The following is a 21,027-nucleotide window of genomic DNA, read 5'->3' as shown; positions in this document are numbered from 1 at the left end:
TGAGCCGGTATCAGAGCGTCCGGGAGATCAGTTCCTTCATGATCTCGTTGGTCCCGCCGTAGATCTTCTGCACGCGGGCGGAGGCGTACATCCGCGCGATCGGGTACTCGGTCATGAAGCCGTAGCCGCCGAAGACCTGCAGGCAGCGGTCGATGATCTCGCACTGCTTGTCGGTGCAGAAGTACTTGGCCATGGACGCCGTGGCCGGGTCCAGCTTGCCCTCCAGGTGCAGGGTGATGCAGTGGTCCAGGAGGGTGCGCGCGGCCAGGGCCTCGGTCTTGCACTCGGCCAGCTCGAAGCGGAGGTTCTGGAACTTCAGGATGGGCTTGCCGAACGCCTCGCGCTCCTTGGCGTAGTCGATCGCGAGCCGGACCGCGGTCTCGGCCGCCGCCACGGCGGTGACGGCGATGATGAGCCGCTCCTGGGGCAACTGCTGCATGAGCTGGATGAAGCCCTGGCCCTCACCCTCCTCGCCGCCGAGGATGTTGGCGGCGGGGATCCGCATGTCGTCGAAGAACAGCTCCATCGTGTCCTGGTACTTCAGACCGATCTTGTCGAGCTTGCGACCGCGGTCGAAACCCGGCAGGTCGGTGGTCTCGGCGAGGAGCAGGGACAACCCCTGGGCGCCCTCGCCGCCGGTGCGGGCCACGATGATCAGCAGGTCGCAGTGCATGCCGTTCGAGATGAACGTCTTGGCGCCGTTGACCACCAGGTCGTCGCCGTCCCGGACCGCCGTGGTGCGCAGCGCCTGGAGGTCGGACCCCGCTCCGGGCTCGGTCATGGCGATCGCCCCCACCATCTCGCCGGTGGCGAGCTTGGGCAGGAAGCGGGTCTTCTGCTCCTCCGTTCCGTACTGGAGCAGGTAGTGGGCCACGATCGTGCTGTGGACCGAGTTGCCCCAGCCGTCGTCGAGCGCGCGGGTCTGCTCCTCGGCGATGACCGTCTCGTGCGCGAACGTGCCCCCGCCGCCGCCGTACTCCTCGGGGATGGAGATGCACAGCAGGCCCGCATCGCCGGCCTTGTTCCAGAACCCGCGGTCCACGGCGCCCTCGGCGGCCCACCGCTCGAGGTTCGGCGCGGTCTCCTTGTCCAGGAACGCACGCGTGTGGGCGCGGAGGGCGTCCAGGTCGTCGGTCATCCACGGGGAGCGGTAGGGGGCGGTCTCGAACACGGGGAGTCTCCAGGGGTCGGTCGCGTGGGCCCGGGCGGCCCCGCTCGACCACCACAATACGAGTGCATGCTTTGCTATGCAATCGTATTGTCGCGGTATCGTCTCAGGTATCGACCGAACGCAGACGCCGTTCGAGGGCGGGGAAGGGGTGGGGCGCATGGCCGGAACCACTGCCGACCGGGGCGTGGCCGCGGACGGGGACCTCACGGCGCGGGCGCGGATCCGCTACGCCGCACTGGCCCTGTACGCCGAGTACGGCGAGGACAGGGTCTCGATGCGCCGGGTGGCCGCCGAGGTCGGGGTGACGATCGGACTGATCCAGCACCACTTCGGCACCAAGGACGGCCTGCGCCGCGCCGTGGACGATCTCGTGGTGGAGCGGGTGGTCGGGGCGTTGTCGACCGTGGAGCACACCGGGACGGCCGCGGAGGTGGTGGAGGCCCGGAACGTCGCCGTCCGCGAGATGCTCCGGCAGAACCCGCAGCTCGTGAGCTACCTCAACCGGGCCCTGCTGGAGCCCGACGGCCGCGGGGCCCCGCTGCTGGAGGCGATCGTCGACCTCACCACCAGGGAGGTCGAGGGGCTGCGGCGCGGGGGTCTCGCCTCCACGCGGACCTCGGACAAGGTCCAGGTGGTCCGGACGCTCGTCGACCAGGTGGGGGAGTTGTTCCTCCGGCCCGTGGTCGAGGCCATCTGGGCGCATATCGGTGGCGACCCGGGCGAGTGCCCCTCGATCAGGATCACGGTCGAGGGGCACTGAGGTCGAGGGGCACTGAGGTCGAGGGGAGCTCAGGTCGACCGGGCACGTCAGACGGCCGGGCCGCCGCGAGGGGCGGCCCGCGCCCGTCGTGCAGTCGGAGCCCGCGCCCGTTAGGCTGTGAGCGCGTATACCCGGGCAGTCTGCCGGGGTGGGAAGGACACGCTCATGAGGTTCACCGGTCTGGCCAGGCTCGCAGTGACCGCCGTGATGGCCGGTGCGACCGCCCTCGCGGCCCCCGCCGCGGCCCAGGCCGCGATCCCGGTCTCCGGGGGCACCCCCGTGCTGGTCAACGGCGTTGCCGGGTGCACCCTCACCGCGGCGGGTTACGACGCCGCCGGCACGCCCGTCGCCTTCACCGCCGCCCACTGCAGCGATCGGATCAACGCCCCGGTCATCCTCCGGGGCGACCCGGGAGCCGGTGTCATCGGCACCGTCGCGACGCGCAACGAGATCCTCGACTACTCGGTGATCCGCCTCAACCCGGGCGTCGTTGTGCCCGTGCGCCAACCCGGGGTCACCGGACGCGGTCCCGCCCCGGAATTCGGCGACGTGGTCTGCAAGGACGGGATGTCCACCGGGCATACCTGCGGCATCACGTGGCAGCGCGACGGCAACGAGTTCTGGAGCCATGCGTGTGCTGGCTACGGGGACTCCGGCGGGCCCGTGACCCGCGACGGCCGCCTCGTGGGGTTGCTGTCCGGCGGACACATGCCGCCGGCCGCGGGATCGGTCGGAAGCATCGGCGCTCTCCTGCCGTCCTGCCTCCACCCCGTGCAGTCACCCGTGTTCCTCCCGGCGCTGGCGTACTCGTTCGACGCGATCGTGGCCGACGCCACCGACCGGAACTGGCCCGGACGCGGCTTCCGGATGGCCTGACCGGCGGCCGGACCGGCCGCCCGAAACCGGTGTGGATCACCGGCCCGCCTGGTACGACTGGGGTCACCCCGGACGAGAGGTGACCCCATGACCCACACCGACACCCCTGTTCCCCCCCGAGCGACGCGACCGGGCGAGTCGCGGAATGTTCATGATCCTCGCGCTGGTCGTCGTGGTGGTCGTCGTCGGCGTCCTGGTGTTCTTGTTCACGGGTAACGCCGAGGAGTCCGCGCAGCCCGCTGCGGAGGACCCCCAGACGGCGCTCGCCGACGCCATCACGGCGGAGGTGGAGGACGCGGGCGTCGAGTTCGAACCGGGACTCGTCGCCGTGGACTTCCCGATCCGGCAGGGGGCCACCCCGTCCTCCGCCGTGGAGAGTGCGCAGGACGATTCGATCGCCGTGCTCCGGGCCGTTCAGGGGTCCGACTGGTCGGGGACGGTGGAGATCACCGCGTTCACCGCGCCCGGGGACCAGCCGGAGGAACAGAACGGTCAGGAGATGGTGCGGATGGTGTACCTACCCGAGACGGTCGATCGGCTCGACCCCGACGGGATCGGTCGCGAGGACGTGTGGGCCGAGGCGGACGAGCAGTTCGTGGATCCGGCTCTGACCGGGTAGCACGTAGTTCGACGCCCCTCATCGCCTCCACAGCTCTTCGGTCTCGGCCGCACCAGCCTCCGACCGGATGCGCTGCCAGTTGCGGCCACCCCGGGCGAACGTGGCCCGCACGGCGGCGGGGACGATCGACCGGTCTGTCGGCTCCGATCGCCACCGGCAGTCCCGGACGTGGACCAGGTCCACCTCGTGCGCCTCGTCCGAGTCGTCGTAGCGCCACGGCCCCCCGAGACGCCCGAGCCAGTAGTTGCCGTCGACGTCCCGGGTCCACACATATGCACCGTCGGGCACTCGGGCGAACCGTTCGAGGCGGCGGGCCAGCCTGTCGTCGTGCTGCGCCGCGGCGGCGTCGACCGCCTCTGCGAGCGATGAGGGTGGCGGCCCCGCCAGGCGGCCGCCCATGCCGCAGAGCCCGACGCGCAGGCCCCGCTCGACACCCACCCCGTCCGCCACGGCGTCGTCCCTCGACCGCATCGGGGCCCTGAACAGGGGAACGTCGTCAGCCGCCATCGGAACTGCTCCTCTCGGGGCACCTGCTCGGGTGGGACGGGTGCGGGAAGGGCGAGCCCCGCGAACGAGGAACGCCTCCGCGGATCAATGATCCACGGAGGCGTCCGTCGTTCTCAACCGCGCATACGGCCGCGGCTCACTTCAGTTCGGCGCTCGACAGGTCGAGGATGCGCCGCGCGATCACCAGCTGCTGGATCTGCTGGGTGCCCTCGAAGATGTCGAGGATCTTGGAGTCGCGCGACCACTTCTCCAGGAAGCTGCGCTCGGAGTAGCCGTAGCTGCCGGCCAGCTCGACCGCGCCCAGGGTGACGGCGGAGCCGGTGCGCCCGGCCTTGGCCTTGCACATCGACGCCTCCTTGGTGTTGGGCATCTTGTTGTCGGCCATCCACGCGGCGCGGAGCGTGAGCAGGTACGCGGACTCCCAGTCCGCCTCGAGCTCGAGGTACTTGGCCACCGCGGCCGGCTGGCTGGTGGCGGGCCGGTCGTAGTCGATCTCGAGTCCGGCCTCCTCGAGCAGGGTGCGGATCTCCTCCAGCGCGGCGCGGGCGACACCGACGGCCATGCCGGCCACCAGCGGCCGGGTGTTGTCGAAGGTCTGCATGGCGCCGGCGAAGCCCTTGTCCACGCGGACCTCCGGGTCGCCCAGGAGGTTCTCCTTGGGGATCCGGCAGTTGTCGAAGGTGATCTGCGCGGTATCCGAGGCGCGGATGCCGAGCTTGTGCTCGAGCCGGTCCACGGAGACACCGGGGTGCTCGCGTGGGACCACGAACGATTTGATGGCCGCGCGGCCCTTGGTCTTGTCCAGCGTCGCCCAGACCACGATGTGGTCGGCGCGGGCGCCGGAGGTCACGTAGATCTTGGTGCCGTTGATCACGTACTCGTCGCCCTCGAGGCGGGCGGTGGTCGACACGGCGGCCGAGTCGGACCCGAACTCGGGCTCGGTGATGGCCATGGAGGCCCACACCCGCCCGAACTTCTCCATCTGCTCCTCGCTGGCCACTGCGGCGATCGCGGAGTTGCCCAGACCCTGGCGGGGGATCGAGAGGGTGAGGCCCACGTCGCCCCAGCACGTCTCGATGATGTTGAGCAGCGACTTCATGTTGCCGCCGTTGGAGACGCCTTCGCGACGCGGTGCGCCGCCCGAGCCCATGGTGGCACCGGAGGCGGCCTGACCGGCGTCCTCCATGGCCTCCATCATGGCCTTGAGCGTGTCGAGCTCGACGGGGTACTCGTGCTCCGCGAGGTCGTACTTGCGGGAGACGGGACGGAAGATCTGCGTGGCGACCTGGCGGGCCTGGTTGGCGCCCGCCTCGAGCCGCTTGGGGAGTTCGAGATTGATCATCGTCAGTGGTCCTTCGTGCTGGTGGGGCGGGAGGCGAGGTGGGCGGTGCTCACAGGACCACCACGCCCTCGGCCACACCCACGGCGCGCAGGTCGCGGTACCAGCGCTCGACGGGGTGCTCCTTGGTGAAGCCGTGTCCACCGAGCAGCTGGACGCCGTCGAGGCCGATCCTCATTCCCTTGTCCGCGGCGATCTTGCGGGCGAGGGCCGCTTCGCGTGCGAAGGGCAGACCCTGTTCGGCGCGCGACGCGCCGCGCCAGGTCACCAGGCGCATGCCGTCGAGCTCGGTGGCCATGTCGGCGACGGCGAAGGCGACCGCCTGGCGGTGCGCGACGGGTTCGCCGAAGGCCTGGCGCTCCTTGACGTACGGGGTCACGTAGTCGAGGACCGCGTGCGAGGTGCCCACCGCGAGCGAGGCCCAGCCCAGTCGCGACAGACGGATCACGTCGGCATAGGTCCTGGCCCGCTCCTCCGGGGAGGCGTCGGGGCCACCGAGGACCGCGTCGGCCGGGAGGGAGACGTCGGTGAGGACGATCCGCCCCAGACCCGCGGCGCGCAGGCCCATGGACGGGTCCGCCTCCACCACGAGTCCGTCGGTGTCGGACTCGACCACGAAGAGGGTCGGGAACCCGTCGAGAGAGGCGGCGACGACGAAGAGCTCGGCGCTCCCGGCGGTGGGCACCATCGACTTGACGCCGTTGAGCGTGAACCCACCCGGCCCGCGGGTGGCGGTGGTCTTGAGCTCGAACGGATCGAAGAGCGGACGGGGCTCGGCCACCACGACGGCGGCCGCCGGGACCTGCTCGGAGGCGAAGGCCGGCAGATAGGACTTCTGCTGGGCGTCCGACCCGAACTGGGTCAGGGTGGTCGCGACGCCGGAGGGCGCCAGGATCGGCAGGGCCAGACCCATGTCGCCGTAGGCCAACGCCTCGGCGACCAGCGAGTTGGTCACCACGCCGCGCTCGGAGGCGATGCCCTCGAACTCCTCGGGCACGTTGAGCATGGTGGCGCCGATCTCGGCGGACCGGGTCAGCAGCGACGCGGGGGCCTCGGCGGCGTGGTCCGCGTCGTGAGCGGCCGGTCGGACGACCTCGGCGGCGAAGTCCCGGACTGTCTCGACGATCATCTGCTGGTCGTCGTCCAGGGTGAGGTCGAACAGGTCGGGCCTCGCCTCGGAGTCGGCGTCGGGCAGACGCTTGGGCGCGCCGGATCCGGAGACCTTCTTGAACGACTTGGTGGCGGCGCCGAGGGTCTTGAAGCCGGTCTTGGTGGCCTCGTAGGTGACCCGGTCGACCTTCTGGCGCAGATTGAAGCGCTCGGCGAACTCCGACCCGGTGATCGTCGTGAGCGCGCGCATCGCGGCTCCGATCGCGTCGATCCTCGTGGGGTTCTTACCCGGGGTGGAGGCCTCCGCGCGTCCGGTCGTGGACGGGGACGTGGGGTTCTTGCTCATCATCACCAGCTGTTCTCGTGACGGACGGTGGACGGTGCTGTCGGGGACATCTTACTTCGGAGTAAGTTCCGAACGCCAGACTTTGCCCTCAAGTCGTCCCAGCCCCTGGTGAGAGCCTCGGGCTCAGCCCCGGAGGAGCGCCACGGCCTGCTCGACGGCCCCCGGACGGCCCGCCACGAACCAGTCGTAGCCGTTCACCTCGACGGTCGCGCAGAGCCCACCCGCGCCCTCGACCAGGGCCCGTCCGGGGAGCCAGTCCCACTCCGGGCACGAGTGCTGACACCACACCGAGTGGACGCCGCAGGCGACCGACGCCAGGTCGACGGAGCCCGATCCGAGCATCCGGATCGTCGCCGCACCTCGGCTGACCCGGTGGAAGGGGTCGGCGAGGTCGGGGTCGGCGAAGAACGGCGGGTGGAGATAGGTGGCCAGACTTCCGGCGGCGAGGTCGCCGGGGGTGAGTCGGGTCACGGGGACGCCGTTCCGACGGGTGGGTACGTCCGAACCCCCGACGAAGGTGTCCCCGGTGACGGGCCGGTGGACGGCCCCGAGCAGGTAGTCGTCCGGCCCGGTGACGGCCACGGCCGAACACCAGTAGTCCGAGCCGCTGACGAAGTTGTAGGTCCCGTCGACCGGGTCGACGACCCACCTGCGTTCGTGACGACCGGGGACCAGGGTGCCCTCCTCGCCGAGGACCCCGTCGTCAGGGCGGTGGCGGGACAGGAGGGCGGTGATCTGGCGCTCGGCGGCCCGGTCGGCCTCGGTGACCACGTCGGAGACCGAGGTCTTGTGGCGGACGTCCAGGCCGTCCTCGCGCAGACGTCGAGCCAGGGACCCGGCGTCGACGACGAGTCTGGCGGCCAGGTCCGCGTCGGTCATCGGCGCGACGGCCTCGTCGGACGGAGGGCGCAGGTGGCGGGTCTCAGGGGACATCGGTTTCCTCCGCTGGGCCGCAGTGGCCCGCTGACCTCGGGCGGTAGCGGGTCCGTCGCCCGCGACGCTACCCCCGTGAGTCGACGACGGGGTGTGCGCCGGACCGCGGGAGGGTGGCGGGTGGGGAAACGCGGGGCGGACGCCCGGCCGCGTAGAGTTGGATCCCGTGCACCCCGACGTTTCCGCCGACATCGCAGCCCTCGACGCCACCATGACCACGGTCGAGAAGGTCCTCGACATCGAGGAGCTCGCCCGCCGTGTCGATGAGCTGGAGCAGATGGCCGCCGACCCCGACCTGTGGAACGACCAGGACCGGGCGCAGAAGGTCACCAGCGAGCTCTCCTACATCCAGGCCGACCTGCGCAGGTGTCGCGAGCTGCGCCAACGCATCGAGGACCTCCCGCTGATGTACGAGCTGGCGGAGGAGGAGGGGGACGGAGCCGTCGAGGACGCGGACGCCGAGCGCCTCCAGCTGCGTGAGGACGTCGAGGCCATCGAGGTCAAGACGATGCTCAGCGGCGAGTACGACCAGCGTGAGGCCGTGGTCAACATCCGTGCCGGTGCCGGCGGTGTCGACGCCGCGGACTTCGCCGAGATGCTCATGCGCATGTATGTGCGGTGGGCGGAGAAGGCCGGCCACAAGGTCGAGGTGTACGACACCTCGTACGCGGAGGAGGCGGGCATCAAGTCGGCGACCTTCGTCGTCCATGACCCGTACATGTACGGCACACTCTCCGTCGAGCAGGGGACCCACCGACTCGTCCGCATCAGCCCGTTCGACAACCAGGGCAGGCGGCAGACCTCGTTCGCCGAGGTCGAGGTGCTGCCGGTGGTGGAGACGACCGACTCGATCGAGGTCAACGAGAACGAGGTGCGCGTCGACGTCTACCGCTCGTCCGGCCCCGGCGGGCAGTCCGTCAACACGACCGACTCGGCGGTCCGCCTCACCCACGTCCCCACCGGGATCGTGGTGACGTGTCAGAACGAGAAGTCGCAGTTGCAGAACAAGGTCGCGGCCATGAAGGTCCTGCAGGCCAAGCTGCTCGCACGCAAGCAACAGGAGGAGCGGGCCGCCATGGACGCGCTCGGTTCGGGCGGCAACGCCTCCTGGGGTAACCAGATGCGGTCGTACGTCCTGCACCCGTACCAGATGGTCAAGGACCTGCGGACGGAGTTCGAGGTCAACAACCCGTCGGCGGTCCTGGACGGCGACCTGGACGGGTTCATCGAGGCGGGCATCCGGTGGCGGATGCGGGAGGGGGCCGACGCGGAGTGAGGTTCCAGACTGACTTCAATCCCATCCTGAACTGGCTCAGCAACAACGGCCTCGAGGTCGTCCTCCTCGTGCTGGGCGCCGCCCTGATGACGCGGGTGATCGCCAAGATCGCGCGGATGTGGACCGATCGGATCGACGCCAAACACACCGACGAGGATTTCTGGTCGGAGGAGTCCAAGCACCTCCACTCGCTGATCCAGGTGATCTCGTACGTCGCCGTGGGCGTGCTGTACATCCTGTTCGGAATCCAGATCCTCCTGCGCTTCGGCGTCAACCTGGTCGCACTCGTCGCCCCGGCCACCGTGCTCGGTGCGGCGCTGGGCTTCGGTGCCCAGAAGATCGTCCAGGACTTCCTGGCCGGGTTCTTCGTCCTGGCCGAGCGTCAATACGGCTACGGCGACATCGTGGAGCTCACCACTGCGACGGGCGTCGCCGCGGGAACCGTCGAGGACGTCACCCTGCGCATCACCCGCCTGCGGACCCTCGACGGCGAGGCGGTGATCGTCCCCAACGGCCAGATCGTCACCGCGATCAACCAGTCGCAGGACTGGGCGCGTGCGATCATCGACGTCCCGGTGCCCAACAACGCCGACATGGACAAGGCCAACGAGGTGCTCGCACAGGTCTGTCGCGAGATCACCGACGACGACCGGGTGGGCCAGTACGTCCTGGACGAACCCACCGTGATGGGTGTGCAGTCGATCCGGCTGGAGCAGACCGTGATCCGGTTGCTGGCCCGGACCAAGCCCGGCATGCAGTGGGAGGTGGGCCGACGGATGCGCGCGGTCATCCTGCGCCGGTTCCGCGCGGAGGGGATCGTTCTGGAGCCCGAGGCCCTGGCCGCGATCCGGGCGGGCATGCTCCGACCGCAGACCGGAGAGGGGAGCGCGTGATGGCCGAGCGCCGAGACGACGACACGACAGCCGAAGACCACACGCCCGACGACCACACACCTGAGGGCACGACCTCCGACGCGGTCTCGTCCGGCGAGCTCGGCCCGGAGGCCGAGGACAGCGCGCGGACCGAGGCGGCGACCACGCGTGAGCCCCTGATCAGCGGCGATCCGCTGGGTCTCGGGGGGACCACCGATCCCGATGCGCCGTCCCGTCGGCCGCGACCGAAGATCGTGTCCCTGCTCGGGGAGTTCTTCAGGATGTCGCGGACCACCGCGATCCTGCTGGTGGCGTTCGTCCTGTTCGCTATGCTCTATTCGCTGGTCAAGGACCAGCCGGTCGCCCGTTTCGGGCCCCCACCGCCCCAGACGGACACCGCCGAGACCGAACCGCCCGCGCCGGCCGAGGGGACGACACCCGTCGAGGAGTCGCCGACCCCGGGGACCACGGTCGACCAGACGACGGTTCCGACCGCCACTCCGCAGACGTCACCGCCGGTCACCGGAACGACGCCGCCGCCGGGACGCCAGACCCCGACGTCCCCCACGGGAGCGACCGGGCAGCAGGCGCCGCCGCAGCAGTCACCGCAGGAGCAGTCGCCGCAGGAGCAGGCGCGACAGGGAGAGGATTCCGGCGACGCCGGTGCCGGAGAGAATCCCGTGACCACGAGCTGACACCGGCGGCTCCATTGACTGCCGTGTGGCTGGAGTAGCGCTAGGCTACTCGCGTGATCAGTGCTTCCCATGTGACCAAGTCGTACGCGTCCTCGACGCGCCCGGCTCTGTCCGACGTGACCGTCGAGATCGCCGAGGGCGAGTTCGCCTTCCTCATCGGCGCCTCCGGGTCGGGAAAGTCGACCTTCCTGCGTCTACTGCTCCGCGAGGACCGGCCCGACTCCGGGACCCTGGTCGTCGCCGGCCACGACCTCACCAGGATGAAGGCCTCGTCCGTGCCGGCGCTGCGTCGCTCGCTCGGCTGTGTCTTCCAGGATTTCCGGTTGCTGCCGGACAAGACCGTGGCCGAGAACGTGGCGTTCGCGCTGCAGGTGATCGGCAAGTCCCGCCGGACGATCGACGAGGTCGTTCCCGAGACGCTCGAGATGGTGGGTCTGGTACGCGAGGCCGGTCGTCGGCCACACGAACTCTCCGGCGGCGAACAGCAACGCGTGGCGATCGCGAGGGCGGTCGTCAACCGACCGAAGCTGTTGCTCGCCGACGAACCGACCGGCAACCTCGACCCCGAGACCAGCGAGGACATCATGCTGCTGCTCGACCGAATCAATCGGACCGGGACCACGGTCCTCATGGCCACGCACGACCGACACATCGTCGACCGCTCGCGACGCCGCGTGGTGGAGTTGGTCGACGGAAGGGTCGTCCGCGACGACTCCCGCGGCACCTACGGGGTGGGGCGCTGATGGCCGCGCGGTTCATCGCGTCCGAGGTCGCACAGGGCCTGCGCCGCAACCTGTCGATGACGCTGGCCATGATCATCACCACCGCCGTCGCGTTGGCGATGCTCGGCGCCGGGGTGCTGGTGGTCATGACTGCCTCGGCCAGCCAGGTCAAGTACGACTACCTCAACGAGTTCCGTGTCTACGTGGACCGGGCCATCTCCCTCGAGGACCCCGACTGCACCTCGGCGTGCGGTGGGATCCGGGACGAGTTGGAGGCCACGGCCGGCGTGGCCTCGGTGGAGTACAAGAACCCGCAGGAGACGTACGAGGAGTTCGTCGAGCTCTTCGCCTCCACCGACCCCGTCCTGGTGGAGTCGACCTCCCCGGACGCCCTGGGGTCGCGATTCACGCTCACCCTCGACGACCCCACCCGTGCGGAGTCCGTGGCCGAGGACCTGGAGGGTGTCGCGGGGATCGAGGTCGTGCAGGGGCAGGGGGAGCTGGTCGAGCGCGTCTTCTCCGTCCTGGACGGCATCCGGAACGCCGCGTTCGCCGTCGCGGTGGTCCAGCTCCTGGCCACCGTCCTGCTCATCGCCAACATGACGCAGATCGCGGCCTTCACCCGCCGGACCGCGCTGGGAATCATGCGCCTGGTGGGGGCGAGCCGCTGGTACACCGAACTGCCGTTCGTGGTGGAAGCCGTTCTCGCGTCGGTGGTCGGTTCGCTGCTCGCGGTCGGCGGGCTGCTGGCGGCCAAGGTCGTCTTCCTCGACAGAGTGCTGGCCGAGGCGTACCGGGCGAACCTGGTGGAACGGATCACCACCGTCGACATCCTGATGCTGGCCCCGGTCCTCGTGGTGGCGGGCGCGGTGGTGTCCGCGCTCACGGCGTGGGTCACGCTGCGGATCACGGTTCGGCAGTGATCCCGTACTGATCTAGAGTGGGGGATCTGCCCGACGGACGGACGAGGAGGTGAACCGACGTGGCCAAGAAGAACAAGAAGAAGGGCGCGTCGTCCCTCGGCCGTGACGGCAGCGTGGTCGCGAGCAACCGCAAGGCCCGGCACGAGTACTCCATCCTCGACACCCACGAGGCGGGCATCGCGCTGTTGGGTACAGAGATCAAGAGCATGCGCGAGGGCCAGGCGTCGTTGGTCGACGCGTTCGCGACGATCGACGACGGCGAGGTGTGGCTCCGCGGGCTCCACATCCCCGAGTACTCCCACGGGAACTGGACCAACCATGCACCCAAGCGGGCCCGCAAACTGCTTCTGCACCGGCGCGAGATCGATTCGCTCGTCGGCAAGGTGCGGGACGGCAACGCCACGCTGGTCCCGCTGTCCCTCTACTTCGTGAACGGACGGGTCAAGGTCGAACTGGCCGTCGCGCGGGGTAAGCAGGCCCACGACAAGCGGCACGACATCGCCAAACGGACCGCCGAACGCGAGGCCGTGCGCGAACTCGGCAGAAGGATCAAGGGCATGCACGCATGATGCCGGTCGCGCTGGCGTCGACCTCGGCGGTGGCGTACGGCATCAGCGACTACCTCGGCGGGGTCGCGTCCCGGCGGGCCCGTGCACTGAGGGTCGTCAGCGTGTCGTACCCGCTGTCGATCGTGCTGGTCGGGGCGGCGGCGGTGGTGTCCGGGGGGTCACCGACCCTGGTCGGGTTGGCCTGGGGGCTGACTTCGGGCCTCCTGTCAGGTCTCGCGGTGTGGTCGTTCTACGTCGCGCTCTCGCGCGGGCCGATGAGCGTGATCTCGCCGATCACGGCGGTTCTGGCCGCGTCGGTGCCGCTCGCGTTCGGGTTGGTGGCGGGGGAGCGGCCCGGGGCGGCAGCCCTGGTCGGGATGTCGGTGGCGCTCGTCGCCACGGTCCTCGTCTCACTGGAGAGCGACGAGGGTTCGTCGATCGGACACGGTCGCCTCACCTGGCCGTTGATGGCGCTCACGGTGATCTCGGGGCTGGCGTTCGCGGGCTTCTTCGTCCTGCTGGCACAGGTCCCGGCGGGTGAGGGGCTGTGGCCGGTCGCGGCGTCGCGGGTGGGCGCCACCGGGGTCGTCCTGGCGGCGGCGTTCGCCGCCCGCGAGTCGTTCAGGTTCTCCCGGCGCCTCATCGCCATCGGCCTGGTGATCGCCGTGTTCGACGCGGTCGCCAACGGAGCCTTCTACTTCGCCTCCCAGGCGGGCATGCTCTCGCTGGTGAGCGTGATCGCCGCGCTCTACCCCGCCTTCACGGTGGCGCTGGCCATCACGCACGGAGGGGAGCGCCTTCGCGCGGTCCAGATCGCGGGGCTCGCACTGGCGGGGGTGGCGATCGCACTGCTCGCGCTGGGCTGAGGTGGAGACGGAGCTCACCCTGGCGGTGGGGCCCCGGTCGGGGTAGGGTCAGTGGTCCGTCGATGAGAGTCGGCGGACCTGACGGGGCTGATGTGGTTTCGACTACGTGAGTTGACGCAGGGGAAGCGTGCCGGTGCAGGCCAGAGACCACCGTAAGCGTCGTGGCAACCAATTACGCGCCGATACCAATCAGCGCGACTACGCCCTCGCTGCCTGACAGCGAGCCCGTAGTCTGTCGGCCCGGGGTCGCCCTCGCCCCGGTCACCGGCATCATCTAGAGGGATCACCGGCTCACCCGGTCACGGGGTGGGTCGGGACATCCAACAGTGACTGGGATCGTCATCGCCGACATGTCCGCATGAGGGCGAGATCCGAGTAGAGGCCAACGCGGACTGCGCACGGAGAAGCCCTGCCGATGCTGCGGAGGACCCGGGTTCAATTCCCGGCAGCTCCACCATCGGGCCGAGCCCCCGGTCGATCACCGACCGGGGGCTCGGTGCATTTCGGCCTCGCCACCTGCCCTCACCTGAAAGAGGACTCAGGCGGTTTCGGTACCCTCTCGGTAGTCGCCAGTCGCTCGGAAAGGGCCGACGGTTTCCCAGGAGAGAAAGGCCCACCCACACGTGAACGCCAAGTCCGCAGGTAACAAGAGCACGAAGGTCCTGAAGACCAAGAAGAACAACGGGATGCTGATCACGGTCGCGGCGCTGATCGCCGTCGCCGTCCTGGTCCTCGGCGGTGTCGTGTGGATGGCCCAGCGGGGCGGCGAGGCCAACCCGATCACGTTCGGTGAGACGGCCGACGAGCTGATCGAGATCTCGGACACGGGTGTGATCGCGGTGGGGGAGGAGACCGCCCCGACCGTCCAGATCTGGGAGGACTTCATGTGCCCGGCGTGTGCCTCCTTCGAGGGGCAGAACGGCGTCCCGATCGCCGAGGCCGTCGAGGCCGGTGACCTGCGCGTGGAGTTCCACACCCTCAACTTCCTCGACCGCCAGTCGGCGTCGGGCGAGTACTCCACGCGGGCCATCGCCGCTGTCCAGTGCGTCGCGGCCAAGGACTCGCTGCCGGTCTTCTTCGACGTCAAGAACGCCTTTTTCGACCAGCAGCCCACCGAGGGCGGCGGTGACCGTTCCGCGCGGGAGCTGGCGGCCACCGCCGAGGCGGCCGGCGCGAACGCCGACACCGTCGAGTGCATCGGCAACGTGGAGACCAATGGCGGGATGGAGAAGGCCTCGGATACCGCCGACAATTCGCAGGACAGTATCCGGGAGGTCACCGACCGCGTCTCCACCCCCACCGTCGCCTACGAGGGCGAGGTCGTGGAGATCGGCGATCCGGCCTGGCTGGACAACATCCTCGCCTGACCCCGGTCCGCGCCGATCGATACCGGCCCCGCCCGTCCAGGGCGGGGCCGGAGGCGATTTGGAGGGCCGAAGCGGGATGGTGTAACTTTGGTCGAGCCGGTCGCCGAGAGGTGAGCGGCGGAACAACCGATACGGGGCTATGGCGCAGCTGGTAGCGCACCACACTGGCAGTGTGGGGGTCAGGGGTTCGAGTCCCCTTAGCTCCACCCGAGCAACCGATCCGGCAACGGATGGTTCATGCGAGCAAGAGCCCGGCCACCGGCCGGGCTCTTTTCATCTCTATCCCTGCTGCGCGGCCCACTCGGCGACCCGACGTGCGCTCTCGGACTCCGACAGGTCCTCCACGCGGGACATGATCGACCAGCGGACGCCGTACGGATCGCGGATCGAGGCGAACCGGTCGCCGGAGACGAAGTCGCTCACGGGTTCACGGATCGTGGCACCGGCAAGTTCGGCCCGGTGGACCACCTCGTCGACGTCCGCGCAGTACATCCCGATCGAATAGCAGGCCACCTCCCCGGAGGGCGGTGGCACGAGCCCGAACCGGGGACTGGGCTCGCCGAGTTGGAGCCGGCCGTTGCCGAAGTCGAGTTCGGCGTGCACGACGATCCCGCCCATCTCCGTCACGTCGACCACCCGGGCGCCGAACACCGAGGAATAGAATTCGAGGGCGTCACCCGCTCTCTCGACCGCGAGGAACGGGGTGAGGCTGGTCGACCCGTGGGGGACGCCGTCGGTGGTGTGTTCTCCGGTGACCCCGGTCCGGGGCGTGGTGTTCTCTGTCATGCGATGAACCTACGAGAGCATGCACGTGAGCGGCTTGAAGATTCGCGACGCAGTCGCGTGGGGCACGCGGGGAGGGGACGATGTCCGATCTCGGTGATCGACGCGGGGTCCTCTACCCGGACCGGCTGCCCACCTTCCACCGCGAGGACGCCCCGCGGGAACTGCGTGACCGCATCCGCTGGTTCTGGATCCCGCGCTGGCGTCTCGCGCCGGGGGAGACCTCCCGGCAGGAGCTGCTGCCGTTTCCCGCGTCGAATCTCGTCGTCGACCCGGAAGGAGTCAGCCTCTCCGGACCGACGACCGGCATCTCCCACCGCGACCTGAGCGGTACCGGTTGGGCGGTCGGGGCCCTGCTCCGTCCGGCCGGGCTGGCCTCGTTGACGGCCGAACCCCGGCGCCTCCGCGACGCGGAGACCCCGTTCGAGGCCCCCGAGCTGCATCGTGCCGTCATGGCGGCGATGGGACAGGTGGACGAGGTCGTCGGCCGGACGAGTGAAACCGACCAGCGCGGGACCGACCAGCGGAGCATCGACCAGGGCGAGTCCGTCGCCCGCGACCGGGCGCTGCGCTACTTCTCCGCCTGGGCCGCCGCGAACCTGGCCGCCCCGGACGCCGGCGGCGTCATGGCCAATGCGATGGAGGACCTCGTCGCCTCGGACCGGTCGATCGTGCGAGTGGACCAGGTCGCCGAAGCCCTGGGCGTCTCGACACGGGCGGTGCAGCGACTCGCGCACCGCTACGTGGGACTACCGCCACTGGCGATGATCCGTCGGTACCGGCTCCAGGAGGCCGCACAGCGGCTACGCGAGGACCCGTCGGTGACGATCGCCCGGATCGCCGCGGAACTCGGATACTCCGACCACGCTCACCTCAGCGCGGACTTCCGCACGGTCCTCGGCCTGAGCCCCCGCTCCTACCGCCGTGCGCCCGGCGCGGCGGCGAAGGGATCCTCCGAAGGGTGACGGATGGGCACGATCCGCTGGCCGAGGGGGAGCAGGGCCAGCGGGACCATCTTCCAGCAGGCGATGCCGAAGGGGATGCCCACGATCGTCAGGCACAGCAGCAACCCGGCGACCAGGTGGGCGATCGCCAGTTCCCAGCCGAGCACCAGGATCCACAGGATGTTGCCGATCAGGGAGAACGCACCGGCATCCCTGCGGAACTCGGTCCGCCGCCCGAACGGCCACAGGACGTACGCCGCGAGTCGGAACGACGCGATGCCGAACGGGATGGTGATGATCAGGATGCAGGCGATGATCCCGGCGATGACGTAGGCCAGCGCCAACCACCAGCCGGCGAGAAGAAACCAGAGCACGTTTCCCAGGGTTCGCATCTCACCACGGTAGTCGCCGCGGGGGTCCGCCGACCCGGTACCGGTGCGCCGGATGCTGGGCCTCGTGCGCCGGATGCGGGACCCGGTGCCCAAAGCGCTGACGCCCGGCGAGGCATGTGTCATGTTTTGGTGATGGGTGTTCATAAGTGTGCCGTCACCAGGATTCTGCTCGCGCTGGTGCTCGCCATAGGGATGGTCGCGACCGCTCTGATCGCGGTATCCGTGCAGGCGCGGGCCGAGGCGCGGATGGCCGAGGGGTTCCACTGGGGGGTGGCGACCTCGGGTTTCCAGGTCGAGGGTTCAAATATGGACTCCAACTGGAAGCGGTACGTCGACGCCGCCGCGGCGCGTGGAGAGGCAGACCCGGTCAACGATGCCGTGGACTTCTGGAACAGGTACCCCGAGGACATCGCCCGTGCCGCGGACATGGGGGTCACCACGTTCAGGCTCAGCGTGGAGTGGTCCCGGATCGAGCCGGAACCGGGGCGCTACGACGAGGAGGCGTTACGTCGGTACGACCGCATCCTCGACACCATCCGGGCGCACGGGATGACGCCCATGATCACGATGGTCCACTACGTGTATCCGGGATGGCTGGTCGACCGAGGTGGGTTCCTCTCGCCGGACTCGGTGGAGGCGTTCGGTCGCTACGCCGAGCTCATCACCGAGCGGTGGGCCGGCGACGGGACGATGTGGGTCACCTTCAACGAACCCCTCGTGTTCTTCAGCCACGAACTCCGCATAGGTCTGGTCGGGCTGCACCAGTTCACCGCGTTCCGCGACAACGTGGTCGCGGCCCACAAGCTGGGATACCACGCCGCTCACCGGGCCGACCCGAACGCGATGGTGACCGCCAACGAGGCGTACCTGCCCGCGTTCGCACCGGCCACGGACGATCTGCTGCTCAACTACATCCGCGACGAGCTTGACTTCATCGGAGTCGACTACTACTACGGCATCGCGCTCGACAACCTCACCACCATCCGCGCGGCCTGGGACGACTTCGCCGGGGTCCGTCCGCAGCCGGAGGGGATGTACGAGTCGATCGTGCACTACGCCAGGCACTTCCCCGGAAAGCCGCTGTTCATCGTCGAGAACGGGATGCCCACCCACAACGGCCACCGGGAGGACTCCTTCGAGCGTGGCGACTACCTCCGGGACGTCGTCTTCTGGATCCAGCGCGCGGTCGCCGACGGGTATCCGGTGATCGGTTACAACCACTGGTCCCTGGTCGACAACTACGAGTGGGGCAGCTACGACTCCCGTTTCGGCCTCTACCAGGTCGACGTGCTCACCGATCCGACGCTCGAGCGCAGACCGACCTCCGGGGTCGACGCGTACCGGGACGTGATCGCGCGCGGCGGCGTCCCGGAGGGCTACCGCCCGGTCCTGCCGGTGGGCACGTGCTCGCTGGGGACGATCCCCGATACCTGCCTCCATCCCGTCGACGTCCACGGTCCGCTCGCGCGGTTGGTGGGCTGACGGCCCGGACCACCTCCGACGAGCCCTTCACCAGCCGGCACCCCGGACGTAGGGTCAGCCCATGGAACGGTTCGCCTCCGTCACCGGGGAACTCGACACCCTGGTCGACTCCGGTCGGCTGACGGGATACGTCTGCGGGATCCGGGAAAACGGTCGATCGCGGATCGCGGCGGGTGGGACGCGGTCGCGCGGCGGCCCCGCGCTCGACGAGGACGCGGTGTTCCCGCTGTCGTCCACCACCAAGCCGGTGGGCGGCGTGCTCGCACTGAGGTTGGTCGAGCTCGGGATCCTCGCGCTCGACGACCCGGTGGCCATACTCCTGCCGGAGCTGTCCGCCCCACGGGTCCTCACCCGGCCGGACGGGCCGATCGACCGCACCGTGCCGGCCGGGCGGCAGATCACGCTGCGCCACCTCCTCACCATGACCGCCGGCGTCGGCTGGGCGGGCGCGGGCAGCCCGCTGACCGACGCCATGAGCGAGCGCCAGGTGGCACCGGGCCCCTACGCTCCGCCGATGGAGCCGGACGAGTACCTCCGGCTGCTCGGTGGGCTGCCCCTGGTGGACCAGCCGGGCCGTGGCTGGCACTACCACACCAGCAGCGACGTCCTCGGGGTGCTCCTGGCGCGGGCCACGGGCGCCACCGTGTCCGGGTTGGTGGCCGAGCACGTCACGGGTCCGCTCGGTCTGGCGGACTGCGACTTCACCGCCGACCCGGATCGGATCCCCACCTGCTACGGGCTCGGACCCGACGGGGGTCTCCGGTCGCTGGACATCCGGAGCATGTTCGCCCACCCGCCTCGCTTCGAGTCCCTGGCGTGCGGCCTGGCCTCGACCGTCGCCGACTATCTGGCCTTCCTCGACATCCTGGTCGACGGCGGGATCGTCCTGGGTCCGGAGTACGTGGAGGAGATGACGACCGACCACCTGACCCCGCGGCAGCGCGCCGGTGCGGAGGGGTTCATCGGTCCCGGTTGCGGGTACGGGATGCAGGTGGAGATCCGCCCGGACGGGGTCGTCGGCTGGGCCGGGGGGCTGGGGACGATCGGCTACGTCGACCGGCGCACGGGCCGCTGCGCGGCGGTGTTCACCACGCAGGCCTTCGACGTACCGGGGACGGCGGATGCGCTGGACTCGGTGTGGGCGCTGTTGCGGTGACCGGTCGTCGGTGCCGGTCGTCTCCGACGGTCGGCGGTGGCCGACCGTCGGGTCGTCACCCCTCGCGCCACCAGGTGTCCAGTGGCGTGGCCGGGACCGCCCGCTTGTGGCGGGTGGCCAGGAAGAGTTGCTCGATCCGGGCAGCGGCCTCCGTCGGTACGCCGTCGCGGCCTTCCAGGTAGTCGTCGATCTGCTCGTACGTCACTCCCAGTGCCTCCTCGTCGGGCAGGCCCGGACGGTCATCCTCGAGATCGGCGGTGGGGACCTTCCGCCAGGTCGACTCCGGTGCGCCGAGGTGCTGCAGCAGCGCTGCGCCCTGCCGTTTGGTGAGGCCGGTCAGGGGGGTCAGGTCGACCCCGCCGTCGCCGTACTTGGTGAAGAAACCGGTGGCCGCCTCGGCGGCGTGATCGGTGCCGACGACGAGGTGGCCGAGCTGCCCGGCCACCGCGTACTGCGCGACCATCCGCTGGCGCGCCTTGACGTTCCCGCGGACGAAGTCCCGGAGCGGGCCCCCGTGGTCGGGAAGGTCCTCCAGCGCAGCCGCAGCCGCAACCGAGGAGGCCTCCGAGGCTGCCCGGATGTCGACGGTGACGCGGGCATCGGGCCGGATGAAGTCCAGGGCCGCGACGGCGTCGTCCTCGTCCGCCTGGGTTCCGTGGGGGAGCCGCATGGCGACGAACCGGGCGTCGGGCAGGCCCTCGTCGCGGAGTCTCTCGGCGGCGAGCTGGCAGAGGCGGCCCGTCAGGGTGGAGTCCTGGCCGCCGCTGATCCCCAGGACGAAACCCGTGGCGGGAGTGCTACGGAGGTACTCGGCCAGGAACGCCACCCGCCGGGCCACCTCCTGCTCCGGATCGATGTCGGGACGAACGCCGAGTTCGGCGATGATGGACGCGCGGAGAGCGCCGGTGGCGGCAGAGGACTGAGTCATGGCGTCAGCATAGGAAGCCCGTGTGTCTTCTGCGTGACATGCGGACAGGGCGGGCGAGGTGCCCGGTTCCGCCGGTTGGAGTTCTGACGGGGCAGTCCGTTACGATGGACCAGTTGTGTGTCGTGCATCCGACCTCCGGGTCGGACGTGTCGCGCAGTCATCCCCAGTCGTGTCGGCGGCCATCACGGCCGCCCCGAGAGCCTAAGGAGCGCCAGATGAAGGTCCGCAAGTCCCTTCGGTCGCTGAAGAACAAGCCGGGCGCCCAGGTTGTCCGTCGTCGCGGCAAGGTCTACGTGATCAACAAGAAGGACCCCCGTTTCAAGGCCCGCCAGGGCTGAGTCCGTCCGCGTGGGATCCCACGCACCCTCGAGGGCCCGCCTCCGGTTCGCCGGCGGCGGGCCCTCGTCGTCGT

At 69.8% G+C, this 21,027-nt stretch carries 23 protein-coding genes, 1 tRNA gene and 1 other RNA gene; 17 read left to right on the top strand and 8 right to left on the bottom strand.

Annotation, left to right across the window (positions count from 1 at the left end):
• Positions 1 to 10 precede the first annotated feature (10 nt).
• Positions 11 to 1,171 carry an acyl-CoA dehydrogenase family protein gene (locus tag G6028_RS04645; protein ID WP_179524814.1) on the bottom strand — a complete coding sequence of 387 codons (1,161 nt, stop codon included), beginning with the start codon at positions 1,169 to 1,171 and terminating at the stop codon, positions 11 to 13.
• Between the two features lie 157 nt (positions 1,172 to 1,328).
• Between G6028_RS04645 and G6028_RS04640 the strand changes: the two genes are divergently transcribed.
• The 3 genes from G6028_RS04640 (at position 1,329) to G6028_RS04630 (ending at position 3,426) form a co-directional block, all read left to right on the top strand.
• Entirely contained in the window at positions 1,329 to 1,931 is a 603-nt protein-coding gene (locus G6028_RS04640; RefSeq protein WP_179524815.1) for a TetR/AcrR family transcriptional regulator, read from the top strand.
• Between the two features lie 165 nt (positions 1,932 to 2,096).
• Positions 2,097 to 2,807: a chymotrypsin family serine protease gene (locus G6028_RS04635; RefSeq protein ID WP_179524816.1), complete on the top strand. Its 711-nt coding sequence runs from the start codon at positions 2,097 to 2,099 to the stop codon at positions 2,805 to 2,807.
• Between the two features lie 145 nt (positions 2,808 to 2,952).
• Positions 2,953 to 3,426, top strand: a complete 474-nt coding sequence (locus tag G6028_RS04630) for a hypothetical protein (protein WP_182658190.1) — start codon at positions 2,953 to 2,955, stop codon at positions 3,424 to 3,426.
• A gap of 18 nt (positions 3,427 to 3,444) precedes the next feature.
• Here G6028_RS04630 and G6028_RS04625 read toward each other — a convergent pair whose 3' ends face one another.
• The 4 genes from G6028_RS04625 to G6028_RS04610 form a co-directional block, all read right to left on the bottom strand.
• Positions 3,445 to 3,933, bottom strand: coding sequence for a GAF domain-containing protein (locus tag G6028_RS04625; RefSeq protein ID WP_179524818.1), 489 nt, complete (start codon positions 3,931 to 3,933; stop codon positions 3,445 to 3,447).
• A 136-nt stretch (positions 3,934 to 4,069) separates the two neighbouring features.
• On the bottom strand, positions 4,070 to 5,275 hold the full coding sequence (locus tag G6028_RS04620) for an acyl-CoA dehydrogenase family protein (RefSeq protein ID WP_179524819.1): 1,206 nt from the start codon (positions 5,273 to 5,275) through the stop codon (positions 4,070 to 4,072).
• 49 nt (positions 5,276 to 5,324) lie between these two features.
• The gene (locus G6028_RS04615; protein ID WP_182652425.1) at positions 5,325 to 6,731 is read right to left on the bottom strand and encodes an acyl-CoA dehydrogenase family protein; all 1,407 of its coding nucleotides are present in this window, start codon (positions 6,729 to 6,731) and stop codon (positions 5,325 to 5,327) included.
• A 120-nt stretch (positions 6,732 to 6,851) separates the two neighbouring features.
• Positions 6,852 to 7,661 (bottom strand): inositol monophosphatase family protein, encoded by an 810-nt coding sequence (locus tag G6028_RS04610; RefSeq protein WP_182638672.1) that lies wholly within the window; start codon positions 7,659 to 7,661, stop codon positions 6,852 to 6,854.
• A 166-nt stretch (positions 7,662 to 7,827) separates the two neighbouring features.
• Between G6028_RS04610 and prfB the strand changes: the two genes are divergently transcribed.
• The 10 genes from prfB to G6028_RS04560 all read left to right on the top strand — a co-directional run bounded on the left by prfB (position 7,828) and on the right by G6028_RS04560 (position 15,136).
• The gene (gene prfB / locus G6028_RS04605) at positions 7,828 to 8,937 is read left to right on the top strand and encodes a peptide chain release factor 2 (protein WP_179524822.1); all 1,110 of its coding nucleotides are present in this window, start codon (positions 7,828 to 7,830) and stop codon (positions 8,935 to 8,937) included.
• Positions 8,934 to 9,830, top strand: coding sequence for a mechanosensitive ion channel domain-containing protein (locus G6028_RS04600; RefSeq protein ID WP_182658189.1), 897 nt, complete (start codon positions 8,934 to 8,936; stop codon positions 9,828 to 9,830). The genes prfB and G6028_RS04600 overlap by 4 nt, the downstream gene beginning before the upstream one ends.
• Positions 9,830 to 10,504 carry a hypothetical protein gene (locus G6028_RS04595; protein WP_182658188.1) on the top strand — a complete coding sequence of 225 codons (675 nt, stop codon included), beginning with the start codon at positions 9,830 to 9,832 and terminating at the stop codon, positions 10,502 to 10,504. Before G6028_RS04600 ends, G6028_RS04595 begins: the two co-directional genes overlap by 1 nt.
• Before the next feature lie 53 nt (positions 10,505 to 10,557).
• A complete protein-coding gene (ftsE, locus tag G6028_RS04590; RefSeq protein WP_182658187.1) occupies positions 10,558 to 11,247 on the top strand; it encodes a cell division ATP-binding protein FtsE in 690 nt (229 codons plus the stop codon).
• A complete protein-coding gene (gene ftsX / locus G6028_RS04585; RefSeq protein ID WP_182658186.1) occupies positions 11,247 to 12,149 on the top strand; it encodes a permease-like cell division protein FtsX in 903 nt (300 codons plus the stop codon). Before ftsE ends, ftsX begins: the two co-directional genes overlap by 1 nt.
• A 59-nt stretch (positions 12,150 to 12,208) precedes the next feature.
• Positions 12,209 to 12,718, top strand: a complete 510-nt coding sequence (gene smpB / locus G6028_RS04580) for an SsrA-binding protein SmpB (protein WP_182658185.1) — start codon at positions 12,209 to 12,211, stop codon at positions 12,716 to 12,718.
• A complete protein-coding gene (locus tag G6028_RS04575) occupies positions 12,715 to 13,563 on the top strand; it encodes a DMT family transporter (RefSeq protein WP_182638675.1) in 849 nt (282 codons plus the stop codon). The genes smpB and G6028_RS04575 overlap by 4 nt, the downstream gene beginning before the upstream one ends.
• 83 nt (positions 13,564 to 13,646) lie before the next feature.
• Positions 13,647 to 14,020: a transfer-messenger RNA gene (gene ssrA / locus G6028_RS04570) on the top strand.
• A gap of 166 nt (positions 14,021 to 14,186) precedes the next feature.
• The gene (locus G6028_RS04565; protein ID WP_182658184.1) at positions 14,187 to 14,930 is read left to right on the top strand and encodes a thioredoxin domain-containing protein; all 744 of its coding nucleotides are present in this window, start codon (positions 14,187 to 14,189) and stop codon (positions 14,928 to 14,930) included.
• 133 nt (positions 14,931 to 15,063) lie between these two features.
• Positions 15,064 to 15,136: transfer RNA gene (locus G6028_RS04560), tRNA-Ala, on the top strand.
• 73 nt (positions 15,137 to 15,209) lie between these two features.
• Here G6028_RS04560 and G6028_RS04555 read toward each other — a convergent pair.
• A complete protein-coding gene (locus tag G6028_RS04555) occupies positions 15,210 to 15,716 on the bottom strand; it encodes a VOC family protein (protein WP_182658183.1) in 507 nt (168 codons plus the stop codon).
• 80 nt (positions 15,717 to 15,796) lie between these two features.
• On the opposite strand from G6028_RS04555, the gene G6028_RS04550 reads away from it, so the two are divergent.
• Positions 15,797 to 16,678, top strand: a complete 882-nt coding sequence (locus tag G6028_RS04550) for a helix-turn-helix domain-containing protein (RefSeq protein WP_182658182.1) — start codon at positions 15,797 to 15,799, stop codon at positions 16,676 to 16,678.
• Here G6028_RS04550 and G6028_RS04545 read toward each other — a convergent pair.
• Positions 16,630 to 17,049: a YccF domain-containing protein gene (locus tag G6028_RS04545; protein WP_182658181.1), complete on the bottom strand. Its 420-nt coding sequence runs from the start codon at positions 17,047 to 17,049 to the stop codon at positions 16,630 to 16,632. The genes G6028_RS04550 and G6028_RS04545 overlap by 49 nt on opposite strands.
• Before the next feature lie 132 nt (positions 17,050 to 17,181).
• Between G6028_RS04545 and G6028_RS04540 the strand changes: the two genes are divergently transcribed.
• Both G6028_RS04540 and G6028_RS04535 read left to right on the top strand, forming a co-directional pair.
• Positions 17,182 to 18,531 carry a glycoside hydrolase family 1 protein gene (locus G6028_RS04540; protein WP_182658180.1) on the top strand — a complete coding sequence of 450 codons (1,350 nt, stop codon included), beginning with the start codon at positions 17,182 to 17,184 and terminating at the stop codon, positions 18,529 to 18,531.
• A 61-nt stretch (positions 18,532 to 18,592) separates the two neighbouring features.
• A complete protein-coding gene (locus G6028_RS04535; protein ID WP_182658179.1) occupies positions 18,593 to 19,687 on the top strand; it encodes a serine hydrolase domain-containing protein in 1,095 nt (364 codons plus the stop codon).
• A gap of 55 nt (positions 19,688 to 19,742) precedes the next feature.
• Here G6028_RS04535 and nadE read toward each other — a convergent pair whose 3' ends face one another.
• Positions 19,743 to 20,615: an ammonia-dependent NAD(+) synthetase gene (nadE, locus tag G6028_RS04530; RefSeq protein ID WP_182658178.1), complete on the bottom strand. Its 873-nt coding sequence runs from the start codon at positions 20,613 to 20,615 to the stop codon at positions 19,743 to 19,745.
• A gap of 215 nt (positions 20,616 to 20,830) precedes the next feature.
• Between nadE and ykgO the strand changes: the two genes are divergently transcribed.
• Entirely contained in the window at positions 20,831 to 20,953 is a 123-nt protein-coding gene (ykgO, locus tag G6028_RS04525; protein WP_003852698.1) for a type B 50S ribosomal protein L36, read from the top strand.
• Positions 20,954 to 21,027 lie beyond the last annotated feature (74 nt).

Source organism: Dietzia cercidiphylli (assembly GCF_014145145.1).
Lineage (GTDB): Bacteria > Actinomycetota > Actinomycetes > Mycobacteriales > Mycobacteriaceae > Dietzia > Dietzia natronolimnaea.
This window is presented reverse-complemented; position numbering and strand designations above follow the sequence as displayed.